This is a genomic window from Pseudochrobactrum asaccharolyticum (assembly GCF_003314995.1).
GTDB lineage: Bacteria > Pseudomonadota > Alphaproteobacteria > Rhizobiales > Rhizobiaceae > Pseudochrobactrum > Pseudochrobactrum asaccharolyticum.
Window position 1 is genome coordinate 68,563 of sequence record NZ_QNRH01000007.1, and the last position, 16,475, is coordinate 85,037.

General features: G+C 51.5%; 14 protein-coding genes. 5 read left to right on the forward strand and 9 right to left on the reverse strand.

Features of this window, described 5'->3' with window-relative positions:
* Positions 1 to 543: 543 nt before the first annotated feature.
* Positions 544 to 969, reverse strand: a complete 426-nt coding sequence (locus DFR47_RS16330; RefSeq protein ID WP_113945485.1) for a Ros/MucR family transcriptional regulator — start codon at positions 967 to 969, stop codon at positions 544 to 546.
* Between the two features lie 793 nt (positions 970 to 1,762).
* On the opposite strand from DFR47_RS16330, the gene DFR47_RS16335 reads away from it, so the two are divergent.
* Positions 1,763 to 2,494: a GntR family transcriptional regulator gene (locus tag DFR47_RS16335; protein WP_113945486.1), complete on the forward strand. Its 732-nt coding sequence runs from the start codon at positions 1,763 to 1,765 to the stop codon at positions 2,492 to 2,494.
* 62 nt (positions 2,495 to 2,556) lie between these two features.
* On the opposite strand, the gene DFR47_RS16340 is transcribed toward DFR47_RS16335, so the two are convergent.
* The 7 genes from DFR47_RS16340 to paaN form a co-directional block, all read right to left on the reverse strand.
* On the reverse strand, positions 2,557 to 4,494 hold the full coding sequence (locus DFR47_RS16340) for a 3-hydroxyacyl-CoA dehydrogenase NAD-binding domain-containing protein (RefSeq protein WP_113945487.1): 1,938 nt from the start codon (positions 4,492 to 4,494) through the stop codon (positions 2,557 to 2,559).
* 1 nt (position 4,495) lies between these two features.
* Positions 4,496 to 5,197 (reverse strand): ABC transporter ATP-binding protein, encoded by a 702-nt coding sequence (locus DFR47_RS16345; RefSeq protein ID WP_113945488.1) that lies wholly within the window; start codon positions 5,195 to 5,197, stop codon positions 4,496 to 4,498.
* Complete coding sequence (locus DFR47_RS16350) at positions 5,184 to 5,972, reverse strand: ABC transporter ATP-binding protein (protein WP_113945489.1); 789 nt, start codon at positions 5,970 to 5,972, stop codon at positions 5,184 to 5,186. Before DFR47_RS16350 ends, DFR47_RS16345 begins: the two co-directional genes overlap by 14 nt.
* Positions 5,969 to 6,928 carry a branched-chain amino acid ABC transporter permease gene (locus DFR47_RS16355; protein ID WP_113945490.1) on the reverse strand — a complete coding sequence of 320 codons (960 nt, stop codon included), beginning with the start codon at positions 6,926 to 6,928 and terminating at the stop codon, positions 5,969 to 5,971. The genes DFR47_RS16350 and DFR47_RS16355 overlap by 4 nt, the downstream gene beginning before the upstream one ends.
* Entirely contained in the window at positions 6,928 to 7,800 is an 873-nt protein-coding gene (locus DFR47_RS16360) for a branched-chain amino acid ABC transporter permease (RefSeq protein WP_113945491.1), read from the reverse strand. The genes DFR47_RS16355 and DFR47_RS16360 overlap by 1 nt, the downstream gene beginning before the upstream one ends.
* Before the next feature lie 182 nt (positions 7,801 to 7,982).
* Positions 7,983 to 9,134, reverse strand: a complete 1,152-nt coding sequence (locus tag DFR47_RS16365) for an ABC transporter substrate-binding protein (RefSeq protein WP_374788418.1) — start codon at positions 9,132 to 9,134, stop codon at positions 7,983 to 7,985.
* A 26-nt stretch (positions 9,135 to 9,160) separates the two neighbouring features.
* Complete coding sequence (gene paaN / locus DFR47_RS16370) at positions 9,161 to 10,804, reverse strand: phenylacetic acid degradation protein PaaN (RefSeq protein ID WP_245416608.1); 1,644 nt, start codon at positions 10,802 to 10,804, stop codon at positions 9,161 to 9,163.
* Between the two features lie 109 nt (positions 10,805 to 10,913).
* Between paaN and paaG the strand changes: the two genes are divergently transcribed.
* The 4 genes from paaG to DFR47_RS16390 all read left to right on the forward strand — a co-directional run bounded on the left by paaG (position 10,914) and on the right by DFR47_RS16390 (position 14,196).
* Positions 10,914 to 11,702: a 2-(1,2-epoxy-1,2-dihydrophenyl)acetyl-CoA isomerase PaaG gene (gene paaG / locus DFR47_RS16375; protein WP_113945494.1), complete on the forward strand. Its 789-nt coding sequence runs from the start codon at positions 10,914 to 10,916 to the stop codon at positions 11,700 to 11,702.
* Entirely contained in the window at positions 11,699 to 12,142 is a 444-nt protein-coding gene (paaI, locus tag DFR47_RS16380; protein WP_113945495.1) for a hydroxyphenylacetyl-CoA thioesterase PaaI, read from the forward strand. Before paaG ends, paaI begins: the two co-directional genes overlap by 4 nt.
* Positions 12,143 to 12,172: 30 nt before the next feature.
* Positions 12,173 to 13,483: a phenylacetate--CoA ligase PaaK gene (paaK, locus tag DFR47_RS16385; protein WP_113945496.1), complete on the forward strand. Its 1,311-nt coding sequence runs from the start codon at positions 12,173 to 12,175 to the stop codon at positions 13,481 to 13,483.
* Positions 13,484 to 13,596: 113 nt separating this feature from the next.
* A complete protein-coding gene (locus tag DFR47_RS16390; RefSeq protein WP_113945497.1) occupies positions 13,597 to 14,196 on the forward strand; it encodes a TetR/AcrR family transcriptional regulator in 600 nt (199 codons plus the stop codon).
* A gap of 187 nt (positions 14,197 to 14,383) precedes the next feature.
* Here DFR47_RS16390 and paaZ read toward each other — a convergent pair whose 3' ends face one another.
* The gene (gene paaZ, locus DFR47_RS16395) at positions 14,384 to 16,456 is read right to left on the reverse strand and encodes a phenylacetic acid degradation bifunctional protein PaaZ (protein ID WP_113945498.1); all 2,073 of its coding nucleotides are present in this window, start codon (positions 16,454 to 16,456) and stop codon (positions 14,384 to 14,386) included.
* Positions 16,457 to 16,475 lie beyond the last annotated feature (19 nt).

A 16,475-nucleotide genomic window follows, 5' to 3' on the forward strand; every position in this document is an offset into this window, starting at 1 on the left:
ATTCATGCGTGTAAAAGAAGGCCGTCAGGCATCAAATTGTCATAATCATCGTTTTAAGTAGAAAACTTGCCGAAAAAGCTCTGTATGTAGCCCTGAAGCGGTCACAATTGCCTTCAGTTTGTTGTGATATCTGCATTTTGCGCAAAATATGCGTTGAGCTATGCAATCCTTCTCAGAACTAGCCCTGTTTTAACTGCGAATTTTGCATGAAGTGCAGTTGTTCGCGATCAAACGCATGGAGCTATGCGCAAACGTTGTTTAAGCGCACAGAGGGTTTCCGTTTTTTATTGAATGATTGGAAAATGCTGGGCCAGAGCATTTCACGGTCAGGTTGGATCAACTTGACTTCGGGATAATGCGACAAGCTAAAAAATCCAGAGTGAGCACTGCGATCTAACATGAACGTAAAACGCTCAGCTAAACTGTCGGGCAGAATACGTCACATATCTGCGCTTTATAAACAGGTACAATATATCTGTATAAATCAGCCACTCAGACTTATGATAAGTAACTGAGCGGCTGAGAAATCGTATCAGAAATTAATTATGATAATTTGGTGCCAGGCTTGCGGCCAAGACCAATGGTTTTGGCAAGCGCTGAGCGTGTTGCGGCATATTCAGGCGCAACCATCGGGTAATCTGCGGGCAGGTTCCATTTCTCACGATATTGCTCAGGTGTAAGCTCATGAGAAGACATGATGTGACGCTTCAGCGACTTATATTTGGAGCCGCATTCAAGGCAAGTAATCTCATGATCTGCCAGCGATTTTTTAACCGGAACGGCAGGAGCCTTCTTTTCTTCGATGACTTCTACAGCCTGAAACTGTTTTACAGTCAGATTTTGTAAGGACTGATAGACGTCACCAATCAAGTTCGGGATATCGCCCGCAGAGATTGAGTTGTTTGCAACATAGGCGCAGACAACATCGGCGGTCAGTGATTTAAGATCGAAAGAGCCATCGTGAGTCATCGAATGAACCTTAATTAGTCATATAGCATGTTTGGAGCAGGACTTATGTGTTATATGACGTTATATAGCAAGCTGTCGAAATGATAGATATGTAGCTGCGAAATGTCTATTTAGGCCGTCATTATTGTAAATTCCAGTAATTAATTTTCGCTAAATGCCGTTTTTAGATAAAAAAATTGATAATATTCAATGTGTTAACATAAGTATAGATGGAAATATAAACGTACACCCCAATGGGAATAATTATTTTATTAATCTGTGCCTTGGATCACATATGATAAAATTTTGTAATATTTTATACCGATTGATTGTGAGTTTACAATTGATCTGGTCTATATCGACGGGGCTTAAGCTGGCAAAAATAAGAATGTATACAATGTCTGTCTGACAACTAGAATTGTATTTATTTTCAATAGCTTACAGGACTTTCAGTTGAACTGGTATGTTCGTCGGAAGAGCGGCGGTATGATCGTGTTGCATTGTTTGTAGCACTTGATTGACATCTATTTTATCCCACTTTTTGAGAGTTAATCTGATATTTCAGACTTGCCTCAAAGCAAAAATATGTCATTCTGATTTTTATATATAATTTGAAATATCTGTGCTGCTATTGTCACCTGGTGCTCTATGTCGCATAGAGATCCGTTACTTTTTTAACCTCAGATTATACCTGTAATTGTGCTTCTCCAGAGGATACTGATTTTACAGCGAAATCTCATCCGACAATAAAAAACACACTTCATCTCACTATAAGCCATGGGCTGAAGTCATAAGAAAATGGGGAACAACATTCGTGAGCACCAAATCTGAAGATGCCTATAATAGTTTACGGCGGGATATTCTTGAGGCCCGGTTAGCACCTTCTACACCGCTCAAATTGCATAAAATTCAGGAAATGTACGGGTTAGGCTGGACACCGCTACGTGAGGCACTTTCGCAGCTTGAAGCAGAGCATCTGGTTATTTCTATACCGAACAAAGGTTATGTTGTTACTCCGATTTCATTTGCTGAACTTGAAGACCTGACGAAAACAAAAAAGATCCTTGAATTACCATTGTTACAGGAAGCTATGGAATTTGGAGATACAAGCTGGGAAGCAGGAATTGTCGCTGCACATTACCGTTTGTCAAAAGAGGCCAGCCCGCTGGATGGTCATATTGATGTTGAAAATTATATCGGCTGGGCGCAGGCGCATAATGAGTTCCATAGTACACTCCTCTCAGCCAGTAAGTCTGCCTGGCAGCAGCGGTTTCATTTGCAGGTAACGGATCATATGCGCCGTCATGGACGGGTCTTGTGCGCATCCTTATCTCATAGACAGCCTGAAAATTATTTGTTGGCTGTAGAAGCTTCTCCTGCATTACGAGAGGCTTATTGTCTTGAGACGCATACGGCGCTGATGGATGCCGTGCTTAATCGGGAGGTTGAAAAAGCTTGCGAGATGACAGCGCGTCAGATTGAGCTGATAATATTATCTTATAATGAGTTGAGAGCAGCAGGAATGACCGAGATCATTCCAGATTAAGACGCTGCGCAAAAGCGTATAGCTTGGTTTGAAGCGCCCCGATAAACGGGGCGCTTGTTGTCTCAGGCGCGGCCACTGGCAAACATTGGTCCGCCGCGCCAGCGCGGAAAGCCATAGCCGTGGATTTTTACCAGATCAATATCTACGGCATCCGTGGCAATGCCTTCATCAAGAATAGCTTGTCCCTCAGCTGCTATCTCGCCCACAAGGGCTTCGGCAATTTCTGTAGCTGACATCGGGGAGCCGTTTGTGACATGGGGTTTTAAAAGCGCTGTGACCGCAGCGGAAGGCTGTCCTTTGCGGTTGCCGTCGGCATAGTCATACCAGCCGCCAGCGGTTTTTTGCCCTTTGCGACCTGCCTCAACCAGAATGTCACCCAATGTTTGCGGTATCACCTGTCCGGTGGCACGGGCGCCCTCGCGTTGCAGATAGGCGATGTCCAGACCACCCAGATCCTGCGCTTCAAACGGCCCCATTGCCAGTCCGTAGCTACGCATCGCGGCATCAATATCGGCAATATTATTGCCTTTGCGCAGCAAATCTTCTGCCGCAGCGCGGTAGCGTTTCAGAATGCGGTTGCCGATGAAACCTTCACAAATACCGGCACGTACCGGCATTTTCTTCAATTTAGCAGCGAGGCTGAAACCGGTGGCCAAAACTGCGTCTGATGTTTCCGGAACCGGCACAATTTCCAGTAGTTTCATAATATGTGCGGGGCTGAAGAAATGCAGACCGATGAAACGCTCAGGATGTGGCAGCCCCTCGGCGATGGCACGCGGGTCAATATAAGATGTGTTGGTTGCCAGAATTGCATCCGGACGGCAAACCTGTCCGAGCTTTTCGAACACAGCACGTTTCACGCTGATTTCTTCAAAAACCGCTTCAATCACCAGATCTGCATCGGCGAGGTCAGCATAATTGCAAGTACCTGTGACCCCAGCAAAACGCTCCTGAGCCTGAGCTTCACTCTGGCGGCCACGTTTGACACTGTCGTCGAAAATTTTGCGGATATTGGCAAGACCGCGCTCCACTGCGGTTTCATCCTGCTCGGTGAGGATAACCGGATAACCCGCCTCGCGCAAAGCAGCAGCAATGCCCGCACCCATGGTGCCGCCGCCGATAACGCCAATGGTTTTGAGGGTTACCGGAGTAACATCCTGTAGAGTCGCTGGTCTGGTCGCACCGCGCTCTGCAAAGAAAATCCGGCGCAGGGCTGCAGCTTCACGGGAGTCGCGGCGTTCAAGAAAAGTTTGGCGTTCAAAAGCCATAGCCTCATCAAACGGCAGGATTGTGCTGTGACGAACAGACTCCAAAGCCATGAGAGGCGCGCTGGCACCGCGCGCTGCTTTGCGTACACTTTCCTGTTGTGCCTGCCAGAATGTTTCATCGGCTTGTGGCGCAGGGCGGAAGGAAATTGGCTGTGGCAGCGGTTGTTGCAAGGCATTGCGGGCAAAGGCCAGTGTGCCGTCTTTCAGATCACCTTCGATCACAGCATCAACCAACCCGTCTGTGAGCGCCTGTTTTGCACGAACCGGCTTACCGGATGTGATCATGGCAATCGCTTTTTCGAGGCCGATCAGACGTGGCGTCCGCACAGTTCCGGAAGCACCGGGAATAACACCTAATGTGACTTCCGGCAGGCCGAGCGATGCGTTTTCAACGGCAACGCGGAAACGGCAACCCAGTGCTACTTCGAGCCCGCCACCAAGCGCAGAACCATGAATTGCAGCCACCCACGGTTTCTGTGCCGCTTCGATTTTTGTTACCAGATCAGGCAAATGCGGCGGCTGAGGTGTCTGGCCGAATTCGCGTACATCTGCGCCCGCAATAAAGGTACGCCCTGCGCAAATCAGCACGACAGCTTTGACCTTATCGTCGGCATCAAGGGTGGAGACAGCATCCCACAATCCCTGACGCAGTGCCTGACCAAGGGCATTCACAGGCGGATTATCAACTGTAACGAGGGCGATTTCACCTTCACGGGTGATGGTAACTGACATATCAAATTCCCAGATAGGCTTCACGGATTTTAGGATCTGCAATCAGTTCCTCAGCGGAACCTTGCATTGTGATGTTACCGGTTTCCATCACATAACCTCTGTCGGCAACTTTCAGAGCGCCATAGGCATTCTGCTCGACGAGAAGAATTGTAACACCTAAGGATTTGAGGCTGCTGACAACATCAAAAATTTGCTGAACAATAATCGGCGCCAGCCCCATCGAGGGTTCATCCAGCAATAAGCAGGCCGGGCGCCCCATCAGAGCGCGTGCCATTGCCAGCATTTGTTGCTGTCCGCCCGAAAGGCCACCGGCGGGCAGATTACGTTTTTCTTTCAGAATCGGGAACATGGAAAAAGCATCTTCCATATCCTTTTCAACGCGGCTGTCGCGAAACAGAAACGCGCCGAGACGTAAGTTTTCCTCGACTGTCAGGTTCGTGAAAATCTGACGCCCTTCCGGCGACTGGGTTAGTCCGCGCGACGGACGGCGATAGGCTGAAAGTGTGGTGATCACCTCACCACGAAAATTAATGCTGCCGCCGGAGACCGGCTGCAAGCCGGAAAGACAACGCAGCAGAGTGGTTTTGCCTGCGCCATTGGCGCCGACAACCGTAACGATTTCACCGGAATCGACCGTCAGATCGATACCATGCAATACTTCAATACGCCCGTAACGCGAGCGCAGTCCCTCAACTGTCAGCATGCGCGTTCTCCTCGCTGTAGTCTGCACCCAGATAAGCGGCAATCACTGCCGGATTTTGGCTGACCTCGGCGGGCAGGCCTTCCGTCAGCTTTTGTCCGTGATCGAGAACGACAATATGATTGGAGATGCGCATCACCATTTTCATGTCATGCTCAACCAGCAAAATCGCTACGCCCGAGGCTGCAACTTCGGCAATCAGCCGGTCAATTTCATCGGTTTCCACGGCATTACAACCGGCTGCGGGCTCATCCAGCAGCAGCACTGCAGGTTGCAAAGCCAGAGCGCGGGCAATTTCCAGCCGTTTCAGCGAACCATAGGACAGGCTTCCGGCTTCACGCTCGGCCGCGCGTTCAAGACCGACTTTTTCCAGAAGCTGCATGGCATTATCACGGGCTTTGGCTGCTCTGCGGCGCGATCCTGGCAGGCATAACAAGTCACTGATAACCGAGCCGCGCTCGCTTAAGTGAAAACCTGCAATAGCGTTTTCAATCACCGACATATTCTGGAAGATTTGCAGGTTTTGGAATGTGCGTGACATACCGCGGCGCGCCAGCAGATCGGGGCGCATACCGGTAATATCTTCACCTTTCAGCATCACACGCCCCTGTGATGGCTGATAGACACCGGAGATCATATTGAACAGGGTCGTTTTACCGGCACCGTTGGGGCCAATGACGGATGTAATTTCACCCTGTTTAACCTGAAAGCTGACATTATCAACGGCTTTCAGACCACCAAAGCTGATGCCTAAATTCTCAATAGAGAGCAGGGTCATTCGCCGGTCCCCCTGAATTTGCGCAGTATGGAAGGCAGCAGGCCTTCACGTAAGAAGATCATCACCAGCATCATGACGAGGCCGAGGATAAGCTGTTCATATTCGGCAAAAACCGTCAGTACCTGCGGCAGAATTGTCAGAATGGCCGCACCCAGAATTGCACCGAGGACAGAGGCTGCACCACCAAGAACGGCCATTGTCACCATTTCAATAGAATGCATGAAACCGGCAATGTCAGGGGTAATGAATTTGTTTTGCAAAGCGATCAGCGAGCCTGCAACGGATGCAAAGACTGCGGAGATGACGAAAGCCATCAGTTTATAGCGTGCAATATCAATACCGACAGTTCGGGCTGCAATTTCTGATCCGTGGAGTGCGCGTAAAGCACGCCCCATCGGGCTGTTGTGCAGGTTCAATACAACCCATGCACCGATCAGCAGCACAATACCGCAGAAATAGTACCAGAACTCGCCATTGCTCAAGCTCAAACCCATGGTTTTCAGCCAGCCACGTAGGCCCAGTTCCGGCACTGACATACCATCCGGCCCGCCGGTGAGGTCGCGTTCATTGCTCAGTACCATTGAGACAAGAATACCAAAGCCCAGCGTTGCAACGCCGAGATAATAGCCTTTCAGGCGCAGGATCGGACGGCCTACCAGATAGGCCAGTATGGCGGAAACAATTGCACCCAAAACCACCGCCAGCCCCGGATGGATACCCAGGTGCACAGGTGCGAGCGCACAGGCATAGCCACCGATGCCGGCAAAGCCCGCATGACCGAGACTGATTTGTCCGGCATAGCCTGTGAGAATGACAAGACCCAGAACAGCCAGTCCGTTGACGAAAACCAGAGCGCCGATGCGGAAATAGAAGCCTGACGGGAAGAACAGCGGCGACAAAGCGATGATCGCAGCCAAAACCAGCAGGGTCAATAATTTAGCGGAAATACGGGGCATCAGACACGCTCCGTCGTTTTGTTGCCAAACAGGCCTTGCGGCATGAAGAACAACACCAGAAGAATAACGATGAAAGCGGCTGCTTCTTTATAGGTTGAAGACAGATAGCCTGCGGTCATGGCTTCAATCAGGCCGATCAGGAAGCCGCCGACCAGCGCACCTTTCGGGTTGCCCATGCCGCCGAGCATTGCACCGGCAAAGCCTTTCAGCGCAAAACCAATGCCGACATTATAGGCGACCAGAGTGATCGGCGTTGCCAGCACACCGGCCAATGCGCCGATACCGGCTGACAGTGCGAAAGATAGCGTCATGATAAAGGTCGTATTGATACCGACCAGCTGTGCCGCCTGACGATTATTGGATGTGGCTAGCACCGCACGGCCAAGCAGCGTGCGGGTGAAAAACAGCCACAGACCGATAAAGACCACCAAAGCGCCGCCGATGACCCACAGGCTCTGTGTCTGGATGGTTGCACCGAGGATATTCAGCGGTGTGTCATCGGAAAAGGCCGGAAAACTATGGATTTGCTTATCAAAAATGATTTGCGCACCGCCCTGAATAAACACCGAAGCACCGATGGTGATGATGATCAGGGACACAACCGGCGCACCACGTGCCGGTTCAATGGCGAATTTATTGATCGCAACACCGAGAGCTGCAGTCAGAATAATGGCAATCAGCGCAGCCAGCGGTAAAGGTAAACCGGCGGCATAGGCTGCCCATGTGATCATACCGCCCAGCATGACAAATTCGCCTTGTGCGAAATTCACCACGTCTGAAGCATTATAGATGATCGTGAAACCAAGGGCGACCAGCGCATAAACTGCGCCGACAGTTACCCCTGAAGAAAGGAATTGCATAAATTCGGACATAAGCTCTCCGGCGTCTGTCGGGGATGGCGGATATCAGAGCATTTCCGGCAAAAGTTTGAAACGGTTTTGCGTCGGATAATGCGACAAACAAAGACTGAGAGCGGTTCTCCGATTCCGTGTTCATCAGAACCGCTCCGGGCTATTTCCCGCCTGTGATTGACAGGCGGGAGCAGGGGCAAAGCTTATTCAGCCAGTGTCCAGCCGCCGTCCTTAATTTCCAGCATACGGAAAGCTGACAGGTCGAGACCCAGATGATCTTCCGGCGAGAAGGTGTAGATACCTGTGGCACCGGCAAGACCGCTGGTCTTTTCAATGGCATCACGAATGGCTTGCGGCTCGGCGGAACCGGCACGGGTCACAGCATCGGTGATGATGAGTAGCGCATCATGTGCATAGCCGCCAAATGTGCCGACCGGCATTTTATAGCGCTCTTCAAACTTGGTTTTATAGGCAGTTACCAGTGGCTGCTGAGGATCGTCTTTGCTGAGAAGATCTGCAACCAGCAAAGCAGTACCCGGCAGGCGTACGCCATCCGCAGCCTGCTTGCCGGCCAGTTCAATAAAGCCGGAAGAGGCAACGCCATGCGACTGATACAGCGGCAGCTCAATGCCGAGCTGATGATAGTTGCGGGTTACAATCGACGGTCCCTGACCAAAGCCCGGATTAAGCACTGCCTGAATGCCGCCGGTATTACGGATTTTTGTCAGCTGCGCTGTCATATCCGCATCTTTCGGATCATAGGTCTCATCAACAATGATCTCGATTTTATAGTCTTTGGCAACGTCCTTACACTGCGCTTCCATTGAGGCGCCAAAGCCGTCAGTACCGGAAATCAGACCGATTTTGGTGATGCCGCGCTTGCCCATATCTTCATAGATTTTCTGGCAGGCCATGCGGTCAGTATGCGGGGTTTTGAATGTATAAGCGCGTACCGGCTTGATAATTTCAATCGCACCGGCAAGGGCGATGAATGGAATTTCAGCATCTTCGGCCACGGACAGGATCGACATGGCTGTACCGGTGGTGGTGCCGCCGATAATCGCCACAACCTCATCATCTTCAATCAGACGGGTTGCGAAAGTGCGTGCTTTATTGGCATCGCCGCCGTCATCATACATGACCAGTTTGATCTGCTCGCCATTGATGCCGCCTTTTTCATTTAACTCGGCAACCAGCATTTCCAGCGTTTTGGCTTCCGGATCACCCAGAAATGCAGCAGGGCCGGTTGCTGAAATGGAAGCACCAAGGCGGATTTCCGCTTGAGCAGCCGACCAGCCGCCTGCAAGACCGAGTGCCAGAATGGTTGCAGGAACCGTTGTCTTTAAAAACTTAATCACGTTAGTCTCCTCCCAGAGTGATATTAATTTGTGACAGGTCTGCGCCACATTGCTCGGCGGAAACGGCTGGCCACAAAAGCGGTATCAGTCAGACAAGCATTGCCCGCAGGATTTGCACCGGTAACGTGGAAATCACTGAAAGCGGCTGATTGGTTGACGAAAATATTTCCTGTCAGATTGACGGACAGATTCACACCACCACGCGCAAAGGCGATGGCAGCTTGCTGAATACGGGTTTCATCCGTGTCATAGAGTGCTGCGGTGATCGCACCTTTACGACGAGCCAGAGCGGATGCGGTTGTAATCGCGCTGGTGACATCCTTTGCGGAAATGACGAAAATGACCGGACCGAACCACTCATCCTCGGTCACCTTGTCGCTCTCCTGCATGGCAAGGATCAAAGGTGTGGCACTGCGCGCTGCGGGCAAGGACGCAGAATCGCGAATGATGCGGCCAAGTTTGCGAGCAGTCTGCACACGCTCGAGCGTTGCCGGATTGGCAATCGCACCGCAAATTCCTGCTGCACGGTCAGGGTCGGCGAGCAGGCGATCAATCGCATCGCTCAGTCCCTGTGCCACTTGCTCAAAGCTTTTGTGACCTTCATCAGTTTCGATACCGTCTGCGGGAATGTAAACATTCTGCGGTGAGGTGCACATCTGGCCGGAATAGAGCGCAAAGGAAAAAGCCAGATTATCGGTCATGGCTTTGAAATTATCGGTTGCGGCAATGGTAACCGTATTTACACCCGCTTCTTCGGTAAAGAGCTGTGCCTGACGGGCATGATCGCGCAACCAGCCGCCAAAGGCGCTGGAACCGGTATAATCGATGAGGCGGATATCATTATGAACTGCGAGTTTATCGGCAATCGGTGTCTCTGCACTGTCAACGGCCAGCAAAATTGCATTTACCGGCAGATCAGCTTCCGCAAAAACCTCACGGAGGACTCTGACCGCAATGGCTAAGGGCAGGACAGCTGCGGGATGCGGTTTGACAATGACCGGATTACCCGTGGCAAGACTGGCAAAAATCCCCGGAAATGAATTCCATGTCGGGAAAGTATTGCAGCCGATAGCCAGTGCAATACCTTCCGGTACCAGAGTCCAGTGTTTTTCGATCCGTAATGCCGGATTTTTGCCCTGTGGTTTTTCCCACAATGCATCGGCCGGAAACCGGTTCATCTCTTCCCATGCCATCGCTACCGCTTCCAAGGCGCGATCCTGCGCATGAGGACCACCGGCCTGAAAAGCCATGGCAAAAGCCTGACCTGTGGTATGCATGACAGCATTGCCCATCAGGAAACTGTCGCGGTTGAGGCGCGCTAAGGCTTCAAGCAAAGCACCGATACGGGCTTTTGCATCAGTTTGGGCAAATGCATCGGCAGCAGCATTGGCTGCATCCATCAGCTGTTCAACAGTTGCGGCGGGATAAGTGATTCCCAAAGCTGTGCCATAAGGGGAAATCTCAGCGCCGGAACGTGTACTTTCAGGATGATCTGCAAGTAAAAATGGTTTGTTCAGCAGGCTTTCATAGGCGTTGAGCCCGTCTTGTTTCGCGGTCTCGCCATAGATTTTGCCTGAAGGGATTTCAGGATAGGGCGTCCAGAATTCACGCTTATGCAGCGCTGCCAGAGCAGCCTCAAGCACTGGAAAATGGCGGTCCCAAAACATCGTGATCTCATCCCTCGTTATTGCTGGATATTATTATTGACCGTCCGGTCGGTTTATGCAACAAAAAAAGAGAGAGCTCCGAAAATATGCCGGAGCAGGGAGTGAAAATATGTCGGATACGGTTCTGGTGGATCTGGCTGATGGCGTTCTGTCTTTGACATTGAACCGCCCTGAAAAGCTGAATTCATTTAACGAGGAAATGCATATTGCTTTGCGTGCAGCCATTCAGCGCGCGCATGATGATAATGCTGTACGGGCGGTGTTTTTAACGGGGAGTGGCCGCGGTTTTTGCGCTGGTCAGGATCTTGGTGACCGTGATCCGCGCAAGGGTGGCGCGGCACCTGACCTGGGAAAAACCCTAGAGACTTTTTATAATCCGACTCTGCGTCTGATCCGCTCATTGGATAAGCCGGTTATTTGCGCGGTCAATGGTGTTGCAGCCGGTGCGGGTGCGAATATTGCTATCGCATGCGATATTGTTTTTGCAGCAAAATCGGCCCGTTTTATTCAGGCATTTTCAAAAATCGGATTGATTCCCGATGCCGGTGGTACATTCAATCTGAGCCGTATTCTGGGTGAGCCGCGTGCCAAGGCACTGACCATGCTGGCGGAACCTTTATCCGCGCAGGATGCGATGGATTGGGGACTGATCTGGAAGGCTGTCGATGACGAGGTTTTGCAGGCTGAGGCAATGGCAGCAGCACGTAAACTGGCATCAGGTGCAACATTCGGACTTGGTCTGACCAAGCGCCTTATTCAGGAAGCGGCAACCAATACACTTGATCAGCAGCTTGATGCGGAGCGGGATGCACAGCAACAAGCAGGCAAGAGCGCTGATTATGCGGAGGGCGTGACCGCTTTTCTTGAAAAGCGTCAGGCGGAGTTTAAAGGCCGATGAAAAGTGCTGCAGAGATGACGCCGCAGGAGCTGGCTGAAGCTTCTGCCAAGGCGATGTGGGACGGAGATCATGCCAGTCAGAAGCTTGGCATGAAGCTGGAGCATGTCGCGCCCGGCGAAGCTAGATTGTCGATGACGATTGCGGATTTTATGGCCAACGGACATGGCAATTGCCACGGTGGCTATATTTTCACACTGGTGGACAGTGCGTTTGCTTTTGCTTGCAACAGCTACAATCAGCTGACTGTCGCACAGCAATGCTCGGTGAGTTATATCAATCCGGGCAAGATCGGTGACCGGTTGACGGCACATGCCCGTGAGGTGTCCCGCCGCGGGCGCTCCGGTATTTACGATATTCGTGTCGTCAATCAGGACAATGACCATATTGCAGAATTTCGCGGCCTGTCGCGCAGCGTCAAGGGAACGCATGTGCCGGACTGATTTGCCGTAAATAAGACCAGGGAGGTTCCTATGAAAGCGCTGCCACCGGATCCAAAGATCCTCGATCCGATTGAAACTGCCTCGCGCGATGAAATTGAAGCGCTGCAGTTCCATCGCATGAAGCGTTCGTTAAAGCATTGCTACGAAAACTCACCTTTTTATCGCAAACGCTTTATTGAAGCGGATGTTCATCCTGAAGAGCTGAAAACACTGGCGGATATCGCTAAGTTCCCTTTCACCTATAAACAGGATCTGCGCGATACCTATCCGTTCGGTATGTTTGCCGTGCCGCAGAATAAGGTCGTGCGTATTCACGGTTCTTCCGGTACTACCGGCAAACCCACTGTTGTCGGCTATTCCCAGTCTGATATTGATAACTGGGCCAATCTAATCGCGCGCTCGATCCGTGCTGCGGGCGGCCGCTCCGGTGATATGCTGCACAATGCCTATGGCTACGGGCTGTTCACAGGTGGTATTGGTGCGCATTACGGTGCCGAACGTCTGGGCTGTACGGTTATTCCGATGTCCGGCGGTCAGACGGAACGTCAGGTGACGCTGATTAATGACTTCCGCCCGCGCATTATCACGGTAACACCGAGCTATATGCTTTCCATTCTTGATGAGTTCCGCAGGCAGGGTCTTGATCCGCGTAAAAGCTCATTGGAGATCGGTATTTTCGGCGCGGAACCATGGACAAATTCCATGCGCGAAGAGATTGAAGATGCCTTTGATATGCATGCTGTTGATATTTACGGCCTGTCTGAAGTGATGGGGCCGGGTGTGGCGATGGAATGTGTTGAGACCAAAGACGGTCTGCATGTATGGGAAGATCATTTTTATCCGGAAATCATTGATCCGGTGACTTGTGAAGTGCTGCCGGACGGTCAGATGGGTGAGCTGGTCTTCACCACCCTGACCAAAGAAGCGCTGCCGATGGTACGTTATCGTACGCGCGATCTGACCCGCATCCTCCCGGGCACTGCGCGTTCCATGCGTCGTATTGAGAAAATTACCGGCCGCAGTGATGATATGATTATCCTGCGCGGGGTTAATGTTTTTCCGACGCAGATTGAAGAGCAGGTTCTGAAATGCGCTGGTCTTGCACCGCACTTCCAGATTCAGCTAACCCGCACCGGCCGTATGGATTGTATGACTGTGCATGTTGAATGTACACCGGACATGACAGATGATGCTGCACGCGCGAAATCTTCCCGCGAGTTGTCGCATCATATTAAGAGCATTGTCGGCGTTTCGGCTCAGGTTGTCATCAAAGATCCGAATTCGATGGTGCGTTCTGAAGGAAAAGCCAAGAGGGTTGTCGACGACCGCCCTGTTGAGTAAGTGTTGTGTACACTGTGACACTATTTAAAAAGTGATTTTCATATCAGGGGGCTTTAACTGCCCCCTGATCTTTTGCCGGTGGGGCATGATTTATACGATAATAAGGGGGCACTATGTCTCGAACCAGAGCCACTGATTTTGAAGAGAAACAACGCGGTTTGCTGATCAGCGCTGCAGAAGTTTTTGCCGATTTGGGTATGGAAAAAGCATCAATGTCATTGATAGCCAATCATGCTAAAGTGTCGAAATCCCTGCTTTATCATTATTATCCGAGCAAAGATGAGTTGATTTTCGCGATTATCACCACGCATCTGGAAGACCTGGTTGCGGCGATTGAAGAAGCAGATGATGAGGCGCTTGATCCGCGCAAACGTCTGCGCCAGTTGGTTGGTACCGTGCTTGAATGTTATAAAGGTGCTGATAACCAGCATAAGGTTCAGCTGAATGCCGCATGGGCACTGCCTGAAGAGCAGCGCAATCAGATTTATGCGATTGAAAGACGGATTGTGAAGCGGTTTTCGCGGGTGCTGCGCGAGATTAATCCGGAGCTGGATAATGCGGAGCGGCCGCTGCTGACCCCTGTGACCATGTCACTGTTTGGCATGATCAACTGGGTCTATATGTGGTTTAAAGACGGTGGCAAAATTACCCGTGAAGATTATGCCGATGTGGCCACGACGTTGATCCTCGAAGGGATCAAAGCTGTTCGTTAAAGCTGTTTCGCTCCGGCGGAAGCGGCCGATATTTTATAATAAATACTGAAATCACCGCGCAGAGCACATACGGGTCCGACATAGGCTGCCGGGCCGCTATGAACATCCCCGATCACAACTGCCTCCGCATGAACGAAGGCAGCAGGATCAATCACGAAGATAATACCGTCTCAGGCGTAAACGTGGCTCATTGAGCCGCTTCAGGCAGCGGCCATGATTTTGCAACCATGGTCAGCACATCATATTGTGCAACTACGTCACCGCGCTGGTTGGTGACACAGCAATCCCAACGCACTTCACCATGCTGTGCATTGAGGCGCGGATTAATTTCCTTACAGGTCAGGCGCACCTGCAATGTATCGCCGAAATAGACCGGCACGAGGAAACGCAGATTATCCACGCCGTAATTGGCCAGAACCGGCCCTGCATCCGGATGAACAAAGAGACCTGCCGCAAAACTTGCAATCAGATAGCCATGAGCTACACGATCATCAAAGAACGGATTGGCTTTAGCAGCTTCACTGTCCATATGGGCGTAGAAGGTATCGCCGGTGAAATGGGCAAAATGCTCTACATCTTCCAGAGTGATGGTGCGCTTGTCAGTAATCAGCTGATCACCGATTTTAAGTTCTGCCAGCGATTTACGGAACGGATGCTCGTCCTGTTTTGCCGGTGCACCTTCAATCCAGCGGCCGGTGACAGCGGAAAGCAGGGTCGGCGAACCCTGAACGGCTGTACGTTGCATGAAATGTTTGACGCCACGAATACCGCCCATTTCCTCGCCGCCGCCTGCGCGACCCGGGCCGCCATGGATCAGACCGGCCAGAGGGGAGCCGTGGCCGGTTGAGGTCTTGGCGGTCTCACGGTTGCCGATCAGCACACGGCCATGCCATGGCGCAACGCCCAGCACAGTTTTCTCAGCGGTTGCCGGATCATTGGTAAAGACCGAGGAGACCAGCGAACCTTTGCCTTTGCGGGCAAGTGCAATGGCCTCATCCAGATCATCATAGGCCATAACAGTTGATACAGGGCCGAAAGCCTCTACATCATGAATGGCTTCGGCCTCAAAAGGCTTGTCTGCATAAAGCAGAACCGGATTGAGGAATGCACCTTTTTCCGCATCGCCGGAGGCAATATTGATCACATCCGGATCACCGGCAACGATTTCAGCACCTTTCTGCAAGGTGCGGATACGGTCGCGGACTTCCACGCGCTGATCAAGGCTCGCCAAAGCGCCCATACGGACAGCCTCATCCTGAGGCAAACCGACGGCAGTTTTACCCAGACGTTCGCGCAGGGCAGCGATCAGGGCATCCGTTTGGGAGCGGGGAGCAATCACACGGCGGATGGCTGTGCATTTCTGACCCGCCTTGGAGGTCATTTCGCGGCAGACTTCTTTGACAAACAGGTCAAATTCTTCGGTGCCTGCTTTGGCATCAGGGCCAAGGATCGCCGCATTGAGACTATCTGCTTCCATTGTGAAGCGAACTGAATTGGCAACAATAGCAGAATGGTTTTTCAACATGCGGCCGGTGCTGGCTGAGCCGGTGAAAGTTACCACGTCCTGCTCTGTGACATGGTCAAGCAGATCGCCGACCGAGCCGCAGATCAGCTGTAATGCACCTTCGGGCAGAATACCGGTTTCGATGATACGGCGTACCATCAGTTCAGTAAGATAAGCGGTCTGGCTGGCAGGTTTGACAAGGCAAGGCACACCGGCAATCAGTGTCGGTGCGATTTTTTCCAGCATACCCCAGATCGGAAAGTTGTAGGCATTGATATGCACTGCAACGCCTTCCATAGGGGTGAGGATATGCTGACCGATAAAGCTGCCGTCACGGGAGAGCTGCTCAATGTCACCCTCAGCCAGAACGCGGGCGTTTGGCAATTCACGCCGTCCTTTGGACGAATAAGCGAGCATAGTGCCGATGCCGCCTTCAATATCGACCCAGCCGTCACTGCGGGTGGCGCCGGTACGCAGGCTTTCCGTGTAGAATTCTTCTTTCTGTGCCATCAGCGCCAGACCCAGCTCTTTTAAAAGTTGGGCACGCTCATGAAAGGTCATATTCCGCAGTTTCGGACCAGCAACTTTGCGGCCATAATCCAGCGTATCAGCGAAATTCACGCCTGTTGAATCAATAAGCGCTACCGGTTCACCGGTGGCTGCATCCAAAAGTGTCTGTCCTTGTTTGGTGCCGGTGACCCAGCTTCCGTAGACATAGCTTTCAAGGCGGCGTGGTTGAACAGCCGTATGGCTCATTGCATATCCTTCCAAATTC

Excerpts from the sequence above, each read along its gene's own strand:
- DFR47_RS16330 (WP_113945485.1), bottom strand. The coding sequence starts at position 969 with ATGACTCACGATGGCTCTTTCGATCTTAAATCACTGACCGCCGATGTT.
- DFR47_RS16340 (WP_113945487.1), bottom strand. The coding sequence starts at position 4,494 with ATGTCAGTTACCATCACCCGTGAAGGTGAAATCGCCCTCGTTACAGTT.
- DFR47_RS16345 (WP_113945488.1), bottom strand. The coding sequence starts at position 5,197 with ATGCTGACAGTTGAGGGACTGCGCTCGCGTTACGGGCGTATTGAAGTA.
- DFR47_RS16350 (WP_113945489.1), bottom strand. The coding sequence starts at position 5,972 with ATGACCCTGCTCTCTATTGAGAATTTAGGCATCAGCTTTGGTGGTCTG.
- DFR47_RS16355 (WP_113945490.1), bottom strand. The coding sequence starts at position 6,928 with ATGCCCCGTATTTCCGCTAAATTATTGACCCTGCTGGTTTTGGCTGCG.
- DFR47_RS16360 (WP_113945491.1), bottom strand. The coding sequence starts at position 7,800 with ATGTCCGAATTTATGCAATTCCTTTCTTCAGGGGTAACTGTCGGCGCA.
- paaN (WP_245416608.1), bottom strand. The coding sequence starts at position 10,804 with ATGTTTTGGGACCGCCATTTTCCAGTGCTTGAGGCTGCTCTGGCAGCG.
- paaG (WP_113945494.1), top strand. The coding sequence starts at position 10,914 with ATGTCGGATACGGTTCTGGTGGATCTGGCTGATGGCGTTCTGTCTTTG.
- paaI (WP_113945495.1), top strand. The coding sequence starts at position 11,699 with ATGAAAAGTGCTGCAGAGATGACGCCGCAGGAGCTGGCTGAAGCTTCT.
- paaK (WP_113945496.1), top strand. The coding sequence starts at position 12,173 with ATGAAAGCGCTGCCACCGGATCCAAAGATCCTCGATCCGATTGAAACT.
- DFR47_RS16390 (WP_113945497.1), top strand. The coding sequence starts at position 13,597 with ATGTCTCGAACCAGAGCCACTGATTTTGAAGAGAAACAACGCGGTTTG.
- paaZ (WP_113945498.1), bottom strand. The coding sequence starts at position 16,456 with ATGAGCCATACGGCTGTTCAACCACGCCGCCTTGAAAGCTATGTCTAC.